General features: G+C 66.8%; 17 protein-coding genes. 7 read left to right on the top strand and 10 right to left on the bottom strand.

Annotated features, from left to right (window positions below; genetic code table 11):
• Positions 1 to 152: 152 nt before the first annotated feature.
• The 7 genes from GJG85_RS26330 to GJG85_RS26300 all read right to left on the bottom strand — a co-directional run bounded on the left by GJG85_RS26330 (position 153) and on the right by GJG85_RS26300 (position 10,756).
• Complete coding sequence (locus GJG85_RS26330; RefSeq protein ID WP_050018241.1) at positions 153 to 3,167, bottom strand: hybrid sensor histidine kinase/response regulator; 3,015 nt, start codon at positions 3,165 to 3,167, stop codon at positions 153 to 155.
• A 79-nt stretch (positions 3,168 to 3,246) separates the two neighbouring features.
• Positions 3,247 to 3,921: a response regulator gene (locus tag GJG85_RS26325; RefSeq protein WP_050018240.1), complete on the bottom strand. Its 675-nt coding sequence runs from the start codon at positions 3,919 to 3,921 to the stop codon at positions 3,247 to 3,249.
• 368 nt (positions 3,922 to 4,289) lie between these two features.
• Complete coding sequence (locus GJG85_RS26320) at positions 4,290 to 4,478, bottom strand: hypothetical protein (RefSeq protein WP_205781944.1); 189 nt, start codon at positions 4,476 to 4,478, stop codon at positions 4,290 to 4,292.
• 119 nt (positions 4,479 to 4,597) lie between these two features.
• Entirely contained in the window at positions 4,598 to 7,681 is a 3,084-nt protein-coding gene (locus tag GJG85_RS26315) for an ATP-binding protein (protein WP_050018238.1), read from the bottom strand.
• A 397-nt stretch (positions 7,682 to 8,078) separates the two neighbouring features.
• Positions 8,079 to 9,098, bottom strand: coding sequence for a hypothetical protein (locus tag GJG85_RS26310; RefSeq protein WP_124594911.1), 1,020 nt, complete (start codon positions 9,096 to 9,098; stop codon positions 8,079 to 8,081).
• A 122-nt stretch (positions 9,099 to 9,220) separates the two neighbouring features.
• On the bottom strand, positions 9,221 to 10,048 hold the full coding sequence (locus tag GJG85_RS26305; RefSeq protein WP_124655273.1) for a hypothetical protein: 828 nt from the start codon (positions 10,046 to 10,048) through the stop codon (positions 9,221 to 9,223).
• A gap of 120 nt (positions 10,049 to 10,168) precedes the next feature.
• Positions 10,169 to 10,756, bottom strand: a complete 588-nt coding sequence (locus tag GJG85_RS26300; RefSeq protein ID WP_089490233.1) for an SEL1-like repeat protein — start codon at positions 10,754 to 10,756, stop codon at positions 10,169 to 10,171.
• A gap of 361 nt (positions 10,757 to 11,117) precedes the next feature.
• Between GJG85_RS26300 and GJG85_RS26295 the strand changes: the two genes are divergently transcribed.
• The 3 genes from GJG85_RS26295 to atsR all read left to right on the top strand — a co-directional run bounded on the left by GJG85_RS26295 (position 11,118) and on the right by atsR (position 14,397).
• Positions 11,118 to 12,002 carry a helix-turn-helix domain-containing protein gene (locus GJG85_RS26295; protein ID WP_089490004.1) on the top strand — a complete coding sequence of 295 codons (885 nt, stop codon included), beginning with the start codon at positions 11,118 to 11,120 and terminating at the stop codon, positions 12,000 to 12,002.
• Between the two features lie 69 nt (positions 12,003 to 12,071).
• Entirely contained in the window at positions 12,072 to 12,575 is a 504-nt protein-coding gene (locus tag GJG85_RS26290) for a molybdopterin-dependent oxidoreductase (protein ID WP_050017878.1), read from the top strand.
• A gap of 1 nt (position 12,576) precedes the next feature.
• Positions 12,577 to 14,397, top strand: a complete 1,821-nt coding sequence (gene atsR, locus GJG85_RS26285; protein WP_204383992.1) for a hybrid sensor histidine kinase/response regulator AtsR — start codon at positions 12,577 to 12,579, stop codon at positions 14,395 to 14,397.
• A 74-nt stretch (positions 14,398 to 14,471) separates the two neighbouring features.
• Here atsR and GJG85_RS26280 read toward each other — a convergent pair whose 3' ends face one another.
• Together GJG85_RS26280 and GJG85_RS26275 are read right to left on the bottom strand one after the other, a co-directional pair.
• Positions 14,472 to 14,891, bottom strand: a complete 420-nt coding sequence (locus GJG85_RS26280) for a secondary thiamine-phosphate synthase enzyme YjbQ (protein ID WP_124556754.1) — start codon at positions 14,889 to 14,891, stop codon at positions 14,472 to 14,474.
• Between the two features lie 10 nt (positions 14,892 to 14,901).
• On the bottom strand, positions 14,902 to 15,228 hold the full coding sequence (locus GJG85_RS26275; RefSeq protein ID WP_069620320.1) for a thioredoxin family protein: 327 nt from the start codon (positions 15,226 to 15,228) through the stop codon (positions 14,902 to 14,904).
• Between the two features lie 232 nt (positions 15,229 to 15,460).
• Between GJG85_RS26275 and GJG85_RS26270 the strand changes: the two genes are divergently transcribed.
• From GJG85_RS26270 to GJG85_RS26255, 4 genes are all read left to right on the top strand, one after another.
• Positions 15,461 to 16,165, top strand: coding sequence for a flavin reductase family protein (locus tag GJG85_RS26270; RefSeq protein ID WP_204383989.1), 705 nt, complete (start codon positions 15,461 to 15,463; stop codon positions 16,163 to 16,165).
• Between the two features lie 183 nt (positions 16,166 to 16,348).
• The gene (locus GJG85_RS26265; protein ID WP_050017883.1) at positions 16,349 to 16,681 is read left to right on the top strand and encodes a DUF2322 family protein; all 333 of its coding nucleotides are present in this window, start codon (positions 16,349 to 16,351) and stop codon (positions 16,679 to 16,681) included.
• Between the two features lie 110 nt (positions 16,682 to 16,791).
• Entirely contained in the window at positions 16,792 to 17,661 is an 870-nt protein-coding gene (locus GJG85_RS26260; protein WP_204383988.1) for a PASTA domain-containing protein, read from the top strand.
• Between the two features lie 154 nt (positions 17,662 to 17,815).
• Complete coding sequence (locus tag GJG85_RS26255) at positions 17,816 to 18,448, top strand: LysE family translocator (protein WP_124639182.1); 633 nt, start codon at positions 17,816 to 17,818, stop codon at positions 18,446 to 18,448.
• Between the two features lie 34 nt (positions 18,449 to 18,482).
• On the opposite strand, the gene GJG85_RS26250 is transcribed toward GJG85_RS26255, so the two are convergent.
• Positions 18,483 to 19,157 carry a YebB family permuted papain-like enzyme gene (locus GJG85_RS26250; RefSeq protein ID WP_124639183.1) on the bottom strand — a complete coding sequence of 225 codons (675 nt, stop codon included), beginning with the start codon at positions 19,155 to 19,157 and terminating at the stop codon, positions 18,483 to 18,485.
• Between the last annotated feature and the right edge of the window lie 37 nt (positions 19,158 to 19,194).

The following is a 19,194-nucleotide window of genomic DNA, read 5'->3' as shown; positions in this document are numbered from 1 at the left end:
ATTCGAAACCGGCCCGCCACCTTACTGGTAGCTCATCGTAAAGGTCGCCACGGCATTTGCAGTGCCGACCTTTACGATGAGTTATCAGTCGTGCGGCCACGCGCGGGCTTCGGCCAGACCTGGCCTGAGCGCCGAACGGCTGCGCCCCGGAGTCAACGCTCGAGATGCCGTTCGATCTCGCTGCGGAACGCAACCCAGTGAGCCCGGAGCGCCTCGGCTCCGCCCTCGTTCACGATACGCTCCATGGCTGCGCAGGCGTCGCGCGCTTCGGTATTGTCGGCAAGCGCGAAGCCGCCCCGCATCGAGTGCAGCTCGATCCTGACAGGAACGGCGTCGCCGCGCGGCAGCGCCTCGTCAATCGCCGCGAGCGAGCGCAGCGTCGCAGCCCGCAATTTCTCGCGGATTTCGTCGGTCATCACCGGCGGCGTTCGACCGCTGAAATCGGCCGGACGAGCGCCGGTCTCCGCCGCACCACGCCCCCCGTGCCGACGCAACACCGCCTCGAGCGCATCGATCGACAACGGCTTGAGCACGACTTCCACCGCCCCCACCTGCACGCAGCGGCGCCGGTCCTCGTCGGTCGCATGCGCGGTCATCGCGATCACCGGCACGGTCGCACCCTGCTCGCGCAGGAAATTCGCGAGCGCGAAGCCGTCGAGTTCGGGCATGCCGAGATCGGTCAGCACCACGTCGAACGGCTGCTGGAAGTACGCACGCATCGCCTCGACGCCATTCGCGACGAGCGTGGCGTCGCAATGCAGCGCATCCAGCTGATCGCGCAGCAGCGTGCGGCTCGCAGGATGATCCTCCGCCACGAGCACGCGCAGCGGGGTCTCGTCGTCCGCAAGGATCGGCAGCGGCGGCGCCCCGGGTTCCGGCTCGTCGAACGCGGCCCGCCACCCGTGCGGCGCGTCGGACAGCGGCAGCGACGCCGTGAACGTCGTGCCCGAGCCTGGCCGGCTCGCGACGGTCAGATCGCCCTGCATCAGCCGCACGAGACGCCGGCAAAGCGGCAGCCCGAGCCCCGTGCCGCCGAAGCGCCGGTAGATCGACGGATCGGTCTGAACGTACACATCGAACAACGTCGGCAGGCCTTCCGGAGGAATGCCGATCCCGGTATCGCGCACCGCGATCTCGACGCCGCGCCGGTCGCCCGATGCGCCGGCCAAGCGCGCATCGATCGTCACGCTGCCGTGCTCGGTAAACTTGATCGCGTTGCTGACGAGATTCGACACGATCTGACGCAGGCGGCTCGGGTCGCCGACGTAGCCGTCGGCCAGTTCCGGCGCGATCCGGCATTCGAGCGCGAGATGCTTCGCGTCCGCGAGCGGGCGGAAGATCGCCGCGACGTCGTGCAGAACGGCACGCACATCGAACGGAACCGCTTCCAGCGCCATCTGGTTGGATTCGACCTTCGACAGATCGAGCACGTCGTTGATCACGCGCAGCAACGCATCCGACGACGACATGACCGTCTGCAGCCGGCGCTGCTCCATCGACGGCAGCGTGGCGCGCGCCATCAGCTCGAGGTTGCCGACGATCGCGTTCAGCGGCGTGCGAATCTCGTGGCTCATCGTCGCGAGGAACGTCGATTTCGCCTTGTTCGCATCATCCGCCGCCATGCGCGCTTCCTTCAGTTTGTCTTCCGTCAGCTTGCGGGCGGTGACGTCGGTCAAGGTGCACAGCAACACATCGACGCCACGGAACCGGGTTCGCACGACCTGTGCCGCCAGATAGACCGTGTCGTGATCCGGGTGCTCGATCGCCAGTTCGTGCTGCATGACGCCGCGCCGGGCGCTGCTGCCCGCGTGGCGCTCGCGGTAGGCCTGCCAGATGCGCTTGCCGAGCGACAGCCCGGGCACGCCGCGGTCGTATGCGAGCACCGCATCGTTGCGCAGCATCGTCTCGCCGTCCGCCACCGACAGCAGCAGCAACCCGGCCGGCGCGTGGCGGATCAGCGTCCGGTTGAATGCCTCGCTCTCGATCAGGCGGATCGCGCGCCGGTTCGCCGGACGCAGCGCGCGGCGATCGAACAGCACGATCGTCGACCAGAGCAGCACGATGCCGAACAGCGCGGCGCCGAGCGTGACGCTCAAGCTGACGAGGGTTGCCGTCAATACGCTGCGCCACGAGAAAGTCGTCATCACGACGAGGCTGGACCCGGGCAAGCGATCGTAGACGATGAAGCGCGCGCCGCGCCGTCGCACGGCCACGTTTTCGCCTAACGGTTCGCGCGCGTCGCGCAGCGCGCGCTCGATCATCGCCGGGTCGCGCTCGCGCCCGAAGACGATGTTCCCGCGCGCGTCGACGACCGCGACGTCCTCATCGTCGGAACGCGGCACCATCGCATCGTCGACCCGGTACGCCCCGTTGACGACGAGCCATCCGAACGGCCGTCCGGCCGCGTCGTCGAGCCGACGCGCGAACCGCACGACGTCCCGTCCGGACAACGGGTCGAAACGGCGATCGAGCATGACCAGCCGGCTCTGAATGAACGCCTTCTGTTTCGCGACCCCGGTCGGCATCGTCCGGGCAATCAGCGCCGTCAGATCGATGCCCGGCCCGAGCGAACGGGCGCGTGCGACGAGCCCCGGCCCCACGACGGCGAGAAACCGGCCATCGAGCCCGATCAGGTAGCCACCGAACGGTTCGGTGTCGGATGTAAGCGCAGAGGGTTGCGTCGGGACCAACCGGTCGTCCTTCCGGAACAGGCCGAGCAACGCACCGAGATAGCCAGCATACGATGCGGCGGGGCGATCCGGCGTGATTTCCGCCAAGGCGAGTAGCGTCTCGCCACCCGCGCCGTTGCTTGCGCCCAGCACACCGCCCGCCGCCGAGAATTGTGTCAGCGCGTCGGGCGACGGCCGTGCGCCCTGATTCCAGAGCTGCTCGATCCGGCTCCCGTAGGTCGCCAGCACCATGTCGGCCGCCTGCATGCTCCCGAAGAACTGCGCTTCCCGGTACAGGAAAGTCGAGCGCGCCTGCGCGCGATAGTCCTGCACGTCGAGCCGCACGACAAGCGCGGCGCAAATCAGAATGAACAGCGTGACCGCGATCCCGCCGCCATACAGCAGGAACTGCTGCTGACGGCGCACCCGGCCGGGATCGAACGGCTTGCGGCCGGCATGGGCGACCTGGCTGGCGAATCGCTTCAGTTTGGCGGGCATCGACTATCGCGTGCCGAAACGTGTGCCGGCAGCCGTTGCTCGCCGCCGGAACCGACACCGGATCGCGCATCGCATGCCGCTATTCGCCGTGCGCCGGCGCGTCGGCGCCGGGCATGTCCGGGAGCTTGCCTTCACTGGCGTAGCGGATCAGGTCGGCATCGCGCACGATGCCGAGCTTCTTCATCGCGCTCGACTTCTGCGAACTGATCGTCTGCTTGCTGCGGTGAAGCTGAACGGCGATCTCACCCACCGTCAGGCCGGCCCCGTAAAGTCGCACGACTTCGATCTCGCGGGCCGTCAGCACCCGTGTGCCCGACGACGACTCGGTGCCCTCCAGCAATTGCTTGACGAACGGAGACAGATAATTCGCGCCGACGTAAGCGGCGTGTACCGCGCCAACCAGATGCGAAATCGCGTCGGATTTGCTGAGGATGCATCCGACACCCTGCCGCTGAATCGCATGCAGCACGCTCGGGTTGTCGATCATCGTGATCGTCACGAGATGAAGCGCGGGATAGCGGCGCTGCAAAAACGACAGCAACGCGAGACCGTCGCCATACTTGCCGCCGGGCATCACGTAGTCGACGACGAGCACGTCGCTCTGCTGCTCGTCGAGCATCGCCACCAGGTCGGTCGAATTCGAGACAGTACCGAGCAGCCTGATCGTGCTGCTGCCCGCGAGTGCCTGCGACATCCCGAGTGCGGACGATGGATGATCGTCTGCCACCATCACTCGCACAAAAAATTCATCCATCTCTATTCTTCTCCCGATACACGCGGCCCGACGTGCCATGTTGTGCGACGCGCCGGGATTCGAATCCATCTCGCAACACGATCGCGTTGCGGTGTTCAGCGAACCGGGCGGTGCGCAGCGTAATTTTAAGATAATAGGCGGGTTCTGCGTTGCCTCAATGCGACGGAGTGCGACCGGGAGCACCGGCGTGCGGCCACGCACAGCGGCCGGGGCTCGACGCAATAGTCGCCTCGCCATCCGCCGTGACCGGGCACGGCCTTGCCGCGGCAGACCCTTTCGGCGATCCGCCGCCCATGCACGCCCAATCGACGGCGCCCCAACGCCGTCGATCCGTTCTGCCCTGGGGGGTGGCCCGAGCCGCAGCCTGTCTATCGTTTGTCCACTGACTTGCCCGGTTCATCCGCTCCATCGCCCGCGGCGTGCTGCCACTCGGTGATGGCCCGCCGCTTCTGCGACGGCGACATCATCATGAATTCGTTCAGCTTCGTGAGGAAATCCCGTCTGGATTTCTCCGGCAACGTCGCGAATCCAAGCAGCAGCCCGAACACCTTTCCTATATAGCGCACGGCCTTACCCTTCCTTCTTCAGTCGAAATCACGCGGCACCGGCACGATGCCGCGTGTCTGCCTTCCCTGTTTGACGCCGGCGGTCTGCGCTGCCTTCGCGTGTCGTTTTCTTATCGTCCCGGCCAATCCACCGTTGCGGCCATCGCATCCGATGCCCGTCGCCTGTCTGCCGCTTCGGCGGGCGCGCCCGTCCCGCGCCGCCGCGCGATGCGCGCCAGACTGCGGCGCAGGTCCGCCAGCGTCACGGGCTTGGTCAACACGCATTCGACGTTCGATACCGCATAACGCCTTGCGTCGTCCGGCCCCAGGTGCGATACCACGGCGATCATGTCGCACGGCAGCGCGCGCGCATGGACGACCTCCGCCAGTTCACGGGCCGGCATGTCGGGCAGGTCGGCGCCGAGCAGCAGCACCTCCCATGCACCGTTCGCCAGCGTATCGAGCGCCGCCGCGCCGGACGACACGCAGCGGACCGTATGGCCAAGCACGTCGAGCTGTTCGCGGAAGATCGAGCCGTTGACCGACGTATCGTCGGCAACCAGCACCCTCAGCCCGCGCGCATCGGATGCCGGCACCGCCGGCACCGCCCGCCGGCCGGCATCCGCAGCGCCACGCGTCCCGCGCCGCGATTCCGCCGTCGCGACCCGCGCCTGCCCGATCGCCGTGCGCAGCCCGCTCAGCGAATAGCTCGACACGCGAATCGTGCGGCCCGCAACGTCCGGCTGCAGCGGGCCGTCTGGGGTGGCCAGCACGATCGGCGTACCCCCTCCGAGGCTGTCGAGCTCGTCGCGCCGCCATCGATCGGAATCGCCGAAGAGCACGATCGCGTGAGCACGCGCGAGGCACCCGGCGGCCATTCCGATCGGACTCGGATGCATCGCGACATCGAAACCCCATGCGCGCAGATGGGGAAACGCGAACGTGCGCCACGCATCCTCCGGCGACACGACGATCAGCGTCTGCCCGGCGCCCGCGCCGACCGGACATTTCGGCGCAATGGCCATGCGCAACGGCAGGCGAACGGTAAACAGGCTGCCGACGCGCGGTGCGCTGTCGACCGAAATCGTCCCGCCCATCGCCGCGACCAGCCGATCGCACAGCGCGAGCCCGAGCCCCGTGCCGCCGTAGCGCCGCGTGATCGACGCGTCGACCTGCGAAAACGGCTTGAACAGCCTCGCCTGCTGCGCGGGATCGATCCCGATGCCCGTATCCTCGATGCCGATCGCGAGCTCGGGCGCGCCGCGCGCGTTGCGTCCCACCGCCACGCGCGCGACGACGCGCCCTTCGCTCGTGAACTTGATCGCGTTGCTCAACAGGTTGCCGACCACCTGTGCGAGCCGCGTCGGATCGCCGCGCATGCGCTGCGCGTCGCTCGCATCGATATCGGCAAACAGCGGTAACCCTTTCGCCTTCGTCACGGACGCGAACGCGGCCAGTTGGCGCTCCATCACGGCGATCACGTCGAACTCGATCGACTCGACCGACATCGCACCGGCCTCGATCTTCGAGAAATCGAGGATATCGCTGACGATCGCGAGCAGGCCCTCGGCCGATGCGCGCAGCGTCTGTACGCGACTCTGCTGCGAGGCATCGAGCGCCGTGCGCTCGAGCAGCTCGAGGTTGCCGAGGATCACATTCAGCGGTGTGCGGATCTCATGGCTCGTCGCGGCGAGAAACGACGACTTGGCTGCATTCGCCGAATCGGCCGCGCGCACGGCTTCCTCGAGCTGATGCACGAGCCGGCGCTGGGCGGACGTATCGGCGAAGGCCGCGATCATCACGTCCTCGCCCTGGTAACGGGCGCCGTGCGCAATGACCTCCAGATGCAGCGGCGAGGCGCCGTGCGCGTCGAGCACGAGTTCGGTCATCATCGTCCTGCCCGCCCCGCCGTCCGCGACGAACACCTCGTATTGCGCGAGGACCTGCGCGGTCAGCGCCTGCGGATTGCCACCGTACGGCACGAGCATCTGCGCCAGCACGTCGCTCGCCAGGATCACGCGGCGATCGGACAGCGACACGAGCCCGATGCCGACCGGCGCCATCCCGATCACGCTGCGGCACAGATCCTCGCTGTCGAACACGCGGGCCGAGCGCGCGTAGACGGGCACGAGCACGCGCCGGTAGAAACGCATGAGCAACAGCCACATCACCGCGATCGCCAGCAGCGATGCCGCGACGAGCGCACCGGCCTGCACGCCGATCGCGGCCGCGACGTCGGCCCACGACAGCATATAGGCGATCGTCCAGCCGGTCGCGCCGAGCGGACCGCGGAACACGATCGTGCCGTCGCGGAACATCGCCTCGGCCGGCGCCGCGAGCCCGTGCGCGACGTCCAGCTCGAGCAGACGCGCATCGAGCGCCTGCGTGCGCTCGACGGCGGGATCGACCGTGATGAGCCGGTTGTCGGCGGCCGTGATGAAGAACACGCCGGTCGCATGACGATCCTGCAGCCACGACAGCAGATACTCGGGCGCATACTCGGTCACGAGCACCGCGAACGGCCGGCCGTCGGCACGCGCCTCCGCGGCGATCCGGATGCGGGCCTGCCCAGTCACCGGGTTGACGTACGGCGGCAGCCAGTGCACGTGCGGCCGACCGTCCGCACCGAGTTCGGGCGTGTGTGTGAAGTCGATGCGCAATGCGTCGAGCACGTGCGCGCGCGCATCGGCGGTAGCCAGCGCCGGATTGTCGCGCGACAGATGCGGCACGAGACCGAACAGTCCCGTGCGGGTGCTGTAGTGGTACCCCTCCAACGTGCGCCCGCGATTGAGCGAACTCGCCGCGCAGATGCGCGACAGCATGAACGACAGCGCGAGATAGCGCGCCACCTCGTCGCGCTGCGCCGTCTGGCCCGGTACACCGACCACCAGCGACGGATACGGCTTGATCGCGAGCTGCTCGCCGTTGGCGAAGAATCCGTCCACGACGTCGGCCGGTGCGGGGTCCAGCTCGCGCCATATCAGCTGCGTATTCGCGACGCCGTTGCGGAACGACGTCTCGCTCACCTGAATCTCGTCGACGGTTTCCTCGACGCCGTTCAGAAAATTGCGCCGCTCGCCGTCCAGGTAGCCGTAGACGATCGAAACGATCCCGAGCCCGCAGGCGACGAGGATCAGGATCGTCACGACAATGGCGCCGCCGAACATCGAAATGCTCTGATAGCGGCGAATGGACTGAAGCGTGCTGTACGGCATAGCCTGGCGCGACGACGCGTCGGGTTCCGCGGTCGAGCGGATGCTCGGCCCGAACGGACGTCACGATGGAATGAAAGGGATGGAATTGTCCCGATCATGCCAAACGACTCGGGGGAAATCAGTCGATGCAGTCCTTTTTAGTACTCGTCTGAATAATTTGAATAATTTTTTTGAACTTGACCGAGTCTTTGATGCGACATTTCGTCTGATCCGGGCCGCTGCGTCACGCAGGGGAACGGCAACGCGCGGTGTACGCGTAAACGAAATGCCGCCGGCAAGCCGGCGGCAAAAGATGCGGACACGCATCGCGGGTCGCACCTGAGGCACTCGATGGGACGCGCGCAGGTCATTCGCGAATGACTGCCCCGCGCGACGCTGCCGCGCCGGACGTTTCCGCTCAGTTCTGCGTGAGCGGATTCAGCGTCGTGCACAGGAAGCCCGTGCAGTTCTTCGGCGTGAAATAGAACGACGCCATCGCCGGCACGGGCGAACCGAGCGCGAGGTCGCTCAGGTAGGCCGAGCCCTGCGCACCGAACGTGTTCGACTGCTGGACGAAGCTCGCGCCGGTCGACTGGATCGCGGCCGACTGGTACGTGAAGGTCGGCGATTGCGTCTGGTCCTTCACGTAGATCCACGAGATCGCCGTGCCGAACGCCATCGCGCCCTTCGCACGATAACCCTTCGCGCCTTCGCTGTTGGCCTGCGCGATGAAGTCGTTCACGGTCGACGTCGGCGCCAGCGCGTCGTACGTATAGGTCGCGTTCGACGCGTTGTTCTTCATGTATACGTTCGCCTGCGCGGCCCCGACCATCAGCGGACCGACGAACCAGTAGCCCGACTGGCCCTGGCCGTTCGCCTGCGTGAGGAACGCGTTCGCATCGGCCGGCAGGCCGGTCGTCGTGTACGTGTACGTGGCCGACGAGCCGCCGTCCTTGCGATAGAGATCGCCGTACGTGAGCGGTCCTTCGTACCGGTAGCCGCTCGCCCCTTGCGCGTTTGCCGCGTTGACGAAGGACGTCATGTCGGACGACGCCGTTTGCAACTGGTACGTATACGTCTGAGCGGTGCCGTCGTTCACGAAGATCGACTGCGTGCCACCGTTGGCCGCGCTGTAGAAGTAGTCGCCCAGATAGCGGTAGCCCTTCGCGCCTTCGCTGTTGACCAGCGTCAGGAAGCCCGCCTGGTCGGCCGCAACAGGCTGCGCCTCGTAGCGCCACGTCAGTGTGCTGCCGCCGGAACCACCCGAACCGCCGCTGCCGCCGGAACCCGTTCCGCCCGAACCCGTGCCGCCTGTCCCGCCGCTGCCGCCGTTGTTGCTCGTCCCCGATCCGCCTGACGAAGCCGGCGAGGAATTGTCGTCGCCACCGCAAGCGGTGAGCGCGAGGCAGGTCAATGCGATCAGTGCAACGGCTTTCATCGGGATCACCTTCCAAACGAACAGGACGAACGAAGCCCGTACGCGCGAATCACGCCGCGCGCACCGACCATCAAGAATCAGAAATCGGGAGTCGGCCGGCGGCCCCCGCCGGCCCGGCGACGTCAATTGACCTGCAGTTGCCCACCGCGGCCCAGCCCGCCCTTGACGTCCTGCGCCTTGTAGCTGCGCAGCGCGACGACCATCTTGTTGTACGCGTCGATGAACGCGACGACCGTCGCCTTGCCTTCCGGCGTCGACGAGAAGCCCGCCAGCGCGCCGCCCACCCCGCCGCCGAAGCCGCCCAGCGCCGCGCCGTAGTTGGTCGCCGTCGAGCTGCCTTCCGACGCCGCGATCTGCACCGCCGAGCGCACGTCGAACAGCGTCAGCGTCACCACCGACGCCTTCGTCTGCAGGTGGCCCGCCACCGCCGCCACCGCGCTGTTGCCGATCAGCCCGCCGATCATGCTGCCGATCCCGCCGATCGGCGAATCGTTGATCACGATCTGCGGTTCCATGTAGTAGTCGGCCGCGACGCGCTGGCCCTTCTGCTGCTTCGAGCCCGCGCGGTATTCGCCCGAGTTGCGCTGCAACTGCGTGATGCGCGACAGGCGCGCGTCGCTCTTCTGGTTGCCGATCGACGTGATCACGAAGCAGTTCGACTGCTGCACCGCCAGCCGCAGCAGCGGATCGATGCTCGTCACCTTGGTCGCGCTGCCGAACTGGCCCCACCAGTCGGCGTTGCGGCCGTCGTCGACCGCGATCGTGCCGAGCGGCGACGGGCAGCGCTGCAGTTGCGAATCGGCGCCGGCGCTCGCGCCGCCGGCCGCCGCGCCCGTCACGCCGGCGTTCTGCCCGCCGGGCGTCACCACGCCGCCGCAACCCGCGACGGCCGCGCCAAGCGCTGCAACCAGCGCGCCTTGAGTGAGACGTTGGGAAAGGTTGGTCTTCATGTCGTTATCGATCGATTAGCGTCGTTGTTCGGCTTATGTGTTCGTGCGAACTTCGATAAGCCCCCCGGCGTGGCGCGCGATGGTGGTCTCCCCGCTGCCGCCCCGTTGCTCGATACCCGGTCAGTAGTACCAGTACGTCTGCTGCCAGACGCCGTAGTACGGATAGCCCGAGTACCAGTAGCCGTAATAGACGTCACGCCATTGCGTGCGCCATTTCCAGTCTTCTTCGTCTTCCTTCTTGGCCTTGCGTGCAAGGTCGAGCAGCTTCTTCGATTCCTTGTCGCCGCGGCCGGCCGCGATCGACAGCCACTTCTCCGCTTCGCGCGCATCCGAGCCCATTTCCTCGAGACCGAACAGGTAGAAACTGCCGAGCGCCTTTTGCGCGTTCAGGTCGCCGCGTTCGGCGGCCTCGCGCATCCACTTGAGCGCCTGGTAGCTGTCCTGGCGCACGCCGTCGCCGCGGAAATAGCGCAGGCCGAGGTCGTAGGCGGCCTTCGGCTGGGTCTTCGCGGTTTGCTTGAGCGCGGCGATGCGTGGATCGTCCCGGTCTTCCGCATCGTCCCTTTTTTGATAGGAGACCTGATCTTTAGGGCGATAGGAACAACCTGTGTCGTCGCAGATCCGTACCGTGCCGGCGGTAACCGACGGATCCTGCGCGCACGCAGCCAGCAGCAACAGCAGCCCCGGTGCGAGTAAACGGCGATACATGGGTACTTTCCTCAAGTTTTATCGGCGCCGCAATGCTTCGAGCTATTCCACCCCGCGAGCTCGTACCCGGTTTGCGCGCGGCGCAGCGGATACAATTCCATCCGCCAACGCCGACACGCATCCCTAGGCTCTCTCAGGCTCTCTTCGAATCGTTCCGTCACTGTTTCATTGCCGCCGCTTTTCGCTGCCCCGACTGTGCCGGCATCGCGCTCCAAACATGACGCGACAAACAATAGTGACGTGGTGAGCAATAATAATGGAGAAAAATGGCATGTCAAGGCCCTTCGCGTGTTTAAAGTTTGCGTGACGCGTCAGCTTTGATATGCTCTTCCTCACCAAAACCCTTGGAGACCCCATCGAGATGTCCACCACCGAGCAGGCCAACGTCGATCTCATCACCGCCAACAAGGTGCGCGATCTCCTGAACCGGAACGGCATTCCGCCGCGAAGTCACAACACGACGATCGCGAACGTGCTCGGCCTGAGCTTCTCGGTCGTCACGCGCAAGATGAAGGGCCTGATCCCGTGGAACCTGTCGCAGTTGCAGGACATCGCGACGCACTTCGGCGTGCCGCCCGCGATCCTGCTCGACGACAAGGGCACGCAGCCGGCCGCGGCCGAGATGATCGACGCGACGTTCGTGATCGAATCGAAGCGCTTGCGCTGCCGCGCGGCAATCTCGACGAAGGCCACCAGCCAGATCGAAACGGACTTCGTCGCGCTGCAGTGGCAGGGCGAATGGATCGTCACCGAACGCCAGCACGCACGCGAGGGCCGCACGTATCCGGTCGACGTGATCGAGCTGCGCTCCGCGCAGCCGAACGTGTATGCGGCGCGGATCGCCGTGGTCGACGATTCGCACGACGTCGCCGAAACGGTCTGTGAATATTTCATCGAGAAAGGCGTGAACGCGATTCCGTACTTCGACGGCGCGAGCTTCCGCAAGGCGCTGGAAGTCGAGGATTTCGACGGCTACATCCTCGACTGGATGCTCGGCGACCAGACGGCCGCCGAACTCGTGCGCGGCATCCGCTCGAGCGAGAACAGCGGCGCGCCGATCTTCCTGCTGACCGGCAAGATCTCGACCGGCGAAGCGAGCGAGGACGAGATCGCGCACATCGTGTCGCACTACAACGCGCGCTGCGAAGAAAAGCCGGTGCGCCTGCCGATCCTGTTCGCGGAAGTCGCCCGCGAGCTGAAGCTCACGCTGCCGGCGGCGACGGCGACGGCGACGGCGACGAACTGAGAACCGGGCGCCGGGAACGGCGACCGGCGCGACAACCCGCTACACGCATCACCAGACCGAGGAAAAGACATGCGCGTTTCAACCATCTGGACCAAAAGCCTGCTGACGGCCTGCCTGCTCGGGATGGCCGCCGCGACATGGGCCGCGTCGTCGTTCACGTTCACCGTCGACGGCAAGATCAGCAAGAGCAACCAGCAGGGGAAGATGACCTACGTCTTTTCCGAGCAGGCGCTGATGGCGCTGCCGCAACATACGATCGTCACGTCGACGAGCTGGACGCCGAAGGCCGCCTTCACGGGCCCGCGCCTGTCCGACGTGCTGAAGACGGTCGGCGCGCACGGCACGCAGATCGAATTCCGCTGCATCGACGAATACACGTTCACGATTCCCGTGTCCGATGCGGCCAGGTACGGCGTGATCCTCGCGCGGACGATGAACGGCAAGGTGCTCGGCAACGACAACTACGGCCCGCTGTGGATCATGTATCCGCGCGACCAGTATCCCGACGAGCTGAAGACGCCGCTCGGCGAAGCGAAGTTCGCGTGGCAGATCATCGGTCTGACCGTGAAGTGACATGACGCGGCGGCGATGGAAAAATAGAAAGATCATCCTGATCCTCGGCTCGCTGTGGATCATGGGGTTCGCCGCGTGGGCGTTCCTGCTGTGGGATCTCCTTGCCACCTCGGTCAACGAGGGCGTGCTCGAGGGGCCGCGTGAAGGCGTGTTCTGGACCGCCGCGCAATACCGCAACGTCTATACGCGCTTCGACCGGCAGCTGATTCTCTACGCGACGCGCGAGGACGACGATTTCGATCACGTGCAGATGCAGCTCGACAGCCTGTCGGTGTCGTTCGGGTTCCTGCAGCGGCCGTCCGAAGTGTCCCAATACTGGCTGCGCATCCCGCGCGCGCGCAACGAGATCGACGCGCTCGGCGAATTCATGACGCGCCTGAAGCGCGAGGTGCCGCTGCTGCGCGATTCGCCGAAGCAGGCGCGGCAGGTGATCGACGAAGTCAATGCGTACTGGCCGAAGGTCAACGGCCTCGCGAACTACTTCCGCGCGATCGAAATGGCGCAGCGCGATTTCACGTTCCATCAATTGAAGGACAAGCAGCGCGCGATCCTGATCCTCGGCATCGTGCTCGGTGTGATCCTGTGCGCGCTGTTCCTGCTGCTGTTCTATACGATGCGCACGCGCGACGACCTGCTCGAACGGCAGAACGCGGCGCTCGATGCGGAACGCAAGGCGTCCGACCGCGCGTTCGAGATGATCGAGGCCAAGAACGCGTTCCTCGGGATGGTCAGCCACGAACTGCGTACGCCGCTGCAGGCGATTTGCGGATCGATCGAGATCCTGCTCGCACGCCCGCAGTCCGACGCGAACCTGAAGACGATCCGGCGGCTGCAGAATTCCGCGCTGTCGCTGGAAGCGCTCGTCAAGGACCTCACCGACTACATCAAGCTGCGCTCGACGAAACGCGTCGCCGAACTGGATACCGTCGGCATCGCGCCGCTGCTTGCGGAGGCGCTCGAACCGCTGCGCGAGCGGATCGCGACGAAACGGATCACGGTCACGCAGCGCGTCGAGCCGCCCGGCCTCGCGATCCGCTCCGATCGCAAGCTGCTGCGACAGGTGCTGTCGAACCTGATCGAGAACTCGGTCAAGTACACGGCCGGCGGCTCGATCACGGTGGCGATCACGCTCGCCGATGCGCCGGCCGGCCAGCAGGTGAAGATCGCCGTGCGCGATACCGGCGCCGGCATCGCGAAGCAGCATCTGTCGAAGATCTTCGAGCCGTTCTATCGCGCGAACGACGCGGTCGGGCTGCACGTGGACGGGATCGGCATGGGGCTCGCGGTCGTGCGCGAAATCGTGACGACGCTGCGCGGGCATGTGGACGTGCGCAGCGCGGTCGGCGAAGGCAGCGAGTTCGTCGTGACGCTGCCGGTCGAAGTGCCCGGCGTCGATACGGCCGGCACCGCGGCCGGCGACGTGCCCGCGCTGCCGCCCGTGCTGCCGCACCGCGACCGGCGCGCGCTGGTGGTCGACGACAACGACAACGCGCGCGAGACGCTTGGCGCGATGCTGTCGGCGCTCGGCGTCGAGGCCGATCTGTGCGGCACCGGGCAGGAAGGCGTCGCACGCTTCGGTACGGGCCGCTACGACCTCGTCGTGCTCGATCTCGAACTGCCGGACCTGAGCGGATTCGACGTGGCGCGGCGCATTCGCGCGGTGGCGGAGCCCGACGACGACGGCCGGCATCCGGCGATTCTCGGCGTCAGCGCGTATGAATCGGCGGCGCTGCGCGAGAACAAGCGGGCGTTCGACGCGTTCCTGCCGAAGCCGGTTCACCTGCGCGAACTCGGCGCGCTCGTCGAGAAGCTGCTCGCCTGAGCCGCGCGCGGGCGCGGCGTTACGCGTTTCCGTCCGCTTGCGTTTCCGTCCGCTAGCCCGCTCGCCGGCTTTGCCTACTCGCCGATCAGATGCAGCACGATGTCGCGCCGGTGCGCCGCGCGACGATGCTCGAACAGATAGATTCCCTGCCACGTGCCGAGCACCATGCGCCCGTGCTCGACCGGAATCGACAACTGCACCTGCGTGAGCGCGGTGCGCAGATGCGCGGGCATGTCGTCGGCGCCTTCGGTGTCGTGCTCGTAGCGCGTGTCGTCCTCGGGCGCGAGCGTCGCGAAATAGCGTTCGATATCGCGCTGCACCGACGGATCCGCGTTCTCCTGGATCAGCAGCGACGCCGACGTATGGCGGCAGAACACGGTGAGCAGGCCGGTGCGGATCGCCTGCTGGTCGACGAACGCACGCACCTGCTGCGTGACTTCGACGAGGCCGCTGCCGCGCGTATCGACGCCGACGTGCGTGATGGCCTGTTGCATCGTCGTGACCTCAGGCCAGCGCCGAGAAGCCGTCGGCTTCGATCTGCTTCGCGTCGGCGGGGCGCACGACGCGCGCGACTTCGACCCCATCGCGCAGGAATACCAGCGTCGGCCACAGCTTCACCCCGAACGAGCGACCGAGCGGACGGCCGGGGCCGTCCTCGATCTTCAGGTGCCGCACGGCAGGATGCGCGGAGAACGACGCCGTGATCGCGGGCTGCGCGCCTGCGCAGATCCCGCACCAGTTCGCGCCGAATTCGATGACGGTTGCGCCGCCCAGTGCGTCGACTTCCGCGCGGGTCGGCGCGTTGGCGGTGTAGCGTTGCTCGGTGTCCATCAGGCCCTCGTGTGCGTTGGCGGAACGTGACTGCGCGCGCCCGCGTGATGCAAAGCGGGCGCGGCCTTCGATTTCTTACTGTAGCGGAAAAGCCCACGCATTGCCGGCTCGGTCAGGCGCGGCGCCGGCGCCTTTTTGCGCACCGTTCGGAATGACACGACAAGATTCGGAGCGCCGTGCCGCCGCGACGGGTTCAGCATGAGAACCGATCCCGTCAACGAAGGACTCGACCATGAATGCGCCGCATTGCGTCACCGAACCGAACATCCTCTACTTCGGCACGCCCGTCGTGCTGGTCAGCACGCTGAACGAAAACGGCACGGCCAATCTCGCGCCGATCTCGTCCGCGTTCTGGCTCGGCTGGCGCGGCGTGATCGGCATCGCCGCCAGTTCGCAGACCACCCGCAACCTGCTGCGCACCGGCGAATGCGTGCTGAACCTGCCGTCGTCGGCGCAGGCGGACGCGGTGGACCGGATCGCGCGCACGACCGGCACGTATCCGGTGCCCGACGGCAAGCGCGCGAAAGGCTACGTATTCGAACCGGACAAGTTCGGCACGGCCGGGTTCACCGAGGCCGCGTCGCAAACGGTCGCGCCGCCGCGCGCGCTCGAATGCCCGGTTCATATGGAGGCGGTCGTCGCGGCCACATACGGGATCGGCGACGACATGCCCGACCTGCGCGGCCGCATTCGCGTGTTCGAGATGCGCATCCAGCGCGTGCACGCGCACCCCGACCTGCTGATGGACGGTCATCCGAACCGCATCGATCCGGACAAGTGGTCGCCGCTGATCATGAGCTTTCAGAAGTTCTACGGGCTGGCGCCGCGCCAGGTGCATCCGTCGCGGCTCGCCGACATTCCCGAGCACGCGTATCGCAGCCCCGACATCGAGCGCGCGCGCGAGGCGGGTGTGCTGACCGGTACCGGGCGGTCATGACGCCGCACGCGTCGGCACGGCGGCATCGCTGGCGAACGTGACGCGGATGATCGACGCGGTATTCGGCGTCGCGATGCCGGGCGCGCTGTACGACGGGTGCGGCGGCGGCGCGACCAAGCCGATCGGATAAGATACGGCCGGCCACGCACCTTGGCCGATGACCGAACCGACGGAGTGTTTTCAGTGATTCAACCGACTCAAGTATTCAAGGACAACCTCGCGCAACTGCCGGCCATCGACGGCATCGCGCGCATCGATCTCGTCGGCGCGAACGGCGACGTGGTCGCGACCATCGAGAACCAGCCGGGCAAGCAGGGCTCGCTCGCGGTGTACCACTATCTGAAGCAGGCGTTCGGCACGCTCGACGCGAAGTCGGCCGAACACGGCCTCGCGGTGTTCGCCGAGCATACGGCCGACGCACGCAATCGTCCGGGCGCTCACCCGAACGTCGATCGTCTCCTGGCGATCGTCGCGGGCGGCGACGCGCTGCGCATCGACGTCGTCGCGAACGGCTGAGAGTCGGCGGCGGCACGTAGGCGTGCCACCGGGCGGTGCGCGCGACCGTGACATACGGGCGAAAAAGCGCGATTGCCGCGCCCGTTCCACTTTCCCCGGGGACAGTCTGGGTGTTGCTTTCCATTGCGTCACCGCTCATCCGCCATCTTGCTTCGATCGTTTCGATCGCGGTATTGGCCAGTGCCACGTTCGGTGGCACGGCATCGGCCGAGCCGCTGCGCACGGGCTCCGATATCGCCGGGGCGTCGCTCGTGCCATTCGGCACGCTGCCGCGCTCGCCTGAAAACGGTTCGCTCGATCCGTTCTGCACGCAATATCGCGCGAAAACGACCACGGCGGCCGGCCGCGAGGTCGCGCAGCGCAACTGGATCGTGACGTCCGAGGCACCGCTCGGACGCTACACGGTCGTCACGTTCGCGAGCGGATTCAGCGCCGGCACGAGCGCGATCTGCTTCGCGCGCAACGGCAATATCGGCGTATTCGACGACACGACGCTCGTCGCGCTCGGCTACACCGCACGCAAGGCCAGCTGGCAGCTCGGCTCGGCCGATCGTCTGGAAAGCGGCGCGCTGCTGATCTGGGGCGGCGACGGCCCGGCGCCGCCCGTCGGCGAGCTGCACGAACACAACGGCGAACTGCGGCTGACCCGCGTCGTCGCCGAAAGCACACACTGCAACGGCCACGCGGTCGTGCCGAACGTGTATGGCAAGCCGCTCGACGCGGCACGCAAGATACTGATCGCGCATGGCTGGCAGCCGCTGCGTCCGCGCGAGAAACCGGACGCGATGGACGGCGCAGCGACGCTCGCGAAGCACGGCATCGTCGAAGCCGAAGCGTGTTCGGGCACCGGGATGGGGTATTGCGCGCTGCGCTACCGGAACGCGGCCGGCGTGCTCGGCGTGACGACGGTGGGCGGCGAGCCGGACCGGCCATCCGCGAATACCGTGATCGACTATCAGGTGGCCTGTCGCAAACAGTGAGGGGGGTGCGGGCCGCGCATGCGCATGCGCATGCGCGATGCACGCGCCACGCGATCCGTGCCGTCCGGCCATCGTCCGTTCGCTCGATTGACCGGCCTCGCACGCCCTCCTAAACTGGGTTCCCTTTTACGCCGCACCAGCAAAAGGGAATGCCATGATCGACTTTTCCACGCTCGCGCTGTTCTCCGGCGCGTGTCTCGCGCTGACCGTTACACCCGGCCCCGACATGTTGCTGATCGCGTCCCGCAGCGTGAGCCAGGGGCGGCGCGCCGGCTTCGCGACGCTCGCGGGCATCCAGGCCGGCACCTACTGTCACGCGCTCGCGGCCGCGCTCGGTCTGTCGCAGCTCTTCGTCGCGGTGCCGCTCGCGTACGACGCGGTACGTTTCGCAGGCGCCGCGTATCTGCTGTATCTCGCGTGGAAGACATTCCGTTCGGATGCGACTGCGCTGTCGCCCGTCGCGTCGCAACGTCAGCGCTCGACCGCGACGATCTTTCGCCAAGGGCTGACGACGAACCTGCTGAACCCGAAGATGGCGTTGTTCGTGCTCGCGCTGTTCCCGCAGTTCGTGCGGCCCGAACAGGGTTCGATCGCCGTGCAGATTCTCGTGCTCGCGACGGTGCTGAACCTGATCGGCATCGTCGTGAACGGCGCGGTGATTCTGTCCGCGAGCCGGCTGAGCCAGCGGATCGGCGCACGCCGCCGGCCGTCGAAGGTGCCGCAGTATCTGCTCGGGTCGGTATTCGTGGGTCTCGCGGCGCGGCTCGCGGTGGCGGGGCGCAACTAACCCCGTCGCGAATGCGTAATACCCGGCCCCTTGTTCACCCATCCGCCTTGCACTCGCGCGTATCCGCCACGACACGCAACTTGTCGCTCTCGAACAAGCTCGCCGGCGTCACCGTGCGGCGACGCCACGGAATCCGGCCGAAGTACCAGATCCTCCAGAGGCCGAGCGGATGACCGGGATTCCGGCGCAGCAGCATGTCGAAGGTCTCGACGTCGCCGAGCACGATCCGCGTGGCATCGCGCACGATCTCGCGCACGAAACGCGAACAGAACTGCCGGCGCGACGCGAGGTTGAAACCCGTGTCGTACACCACGCCGATCCTGCGCCTCGCCGCGTCGACGAGCCGCCGTCGCTGCGCGGCATCGAGCGGCTGCGTCAGCCGCGCGACCACGCATGCGCCGCAGTCGGAACGCGCGACAAACCGCGACATCGTCGTGACGCGCGATAGCGGAAACGTGCTCTCCGCGATCAGCGCCTCGCCGCCGCGCTCGCCGACGACGATTCCAACGTGATTCGTCCATGAGCGCGTCGCGCTCGCCACTTCGAGAAACGGCCGCACGGTGACGCGGATGAAGACGATGTCGCCGATTTCCGGTTCGACCGGCAACGCCATCGCATGCGATTCGGGCGAACCGAAGGAAAAGCGGCGCCCGCGGCGTGCGCCGGGCGAGCGGACCAGAGACGGCTGGCGGCCGGTGTCGACGACCATACGAGCCTCGCGCAAGTGAACATGGAGCGAGCATGGC

The sequence above is a fragment of the Burkholderia sp. MS389 genome (genome assembly GCF_016899425.1).
Classification (GTDB): domain Bacteria; phylum Pseudomonadota; class Gammaproteobacteria; order Burkholderiales; family Burkholderiaceae; genus Burkholderia; species Burkholderia sola.
Note: the sequence above shows the minus strand (reverse complement) of the source record. Positions and strands in the feature narration are given on the sequence as shown.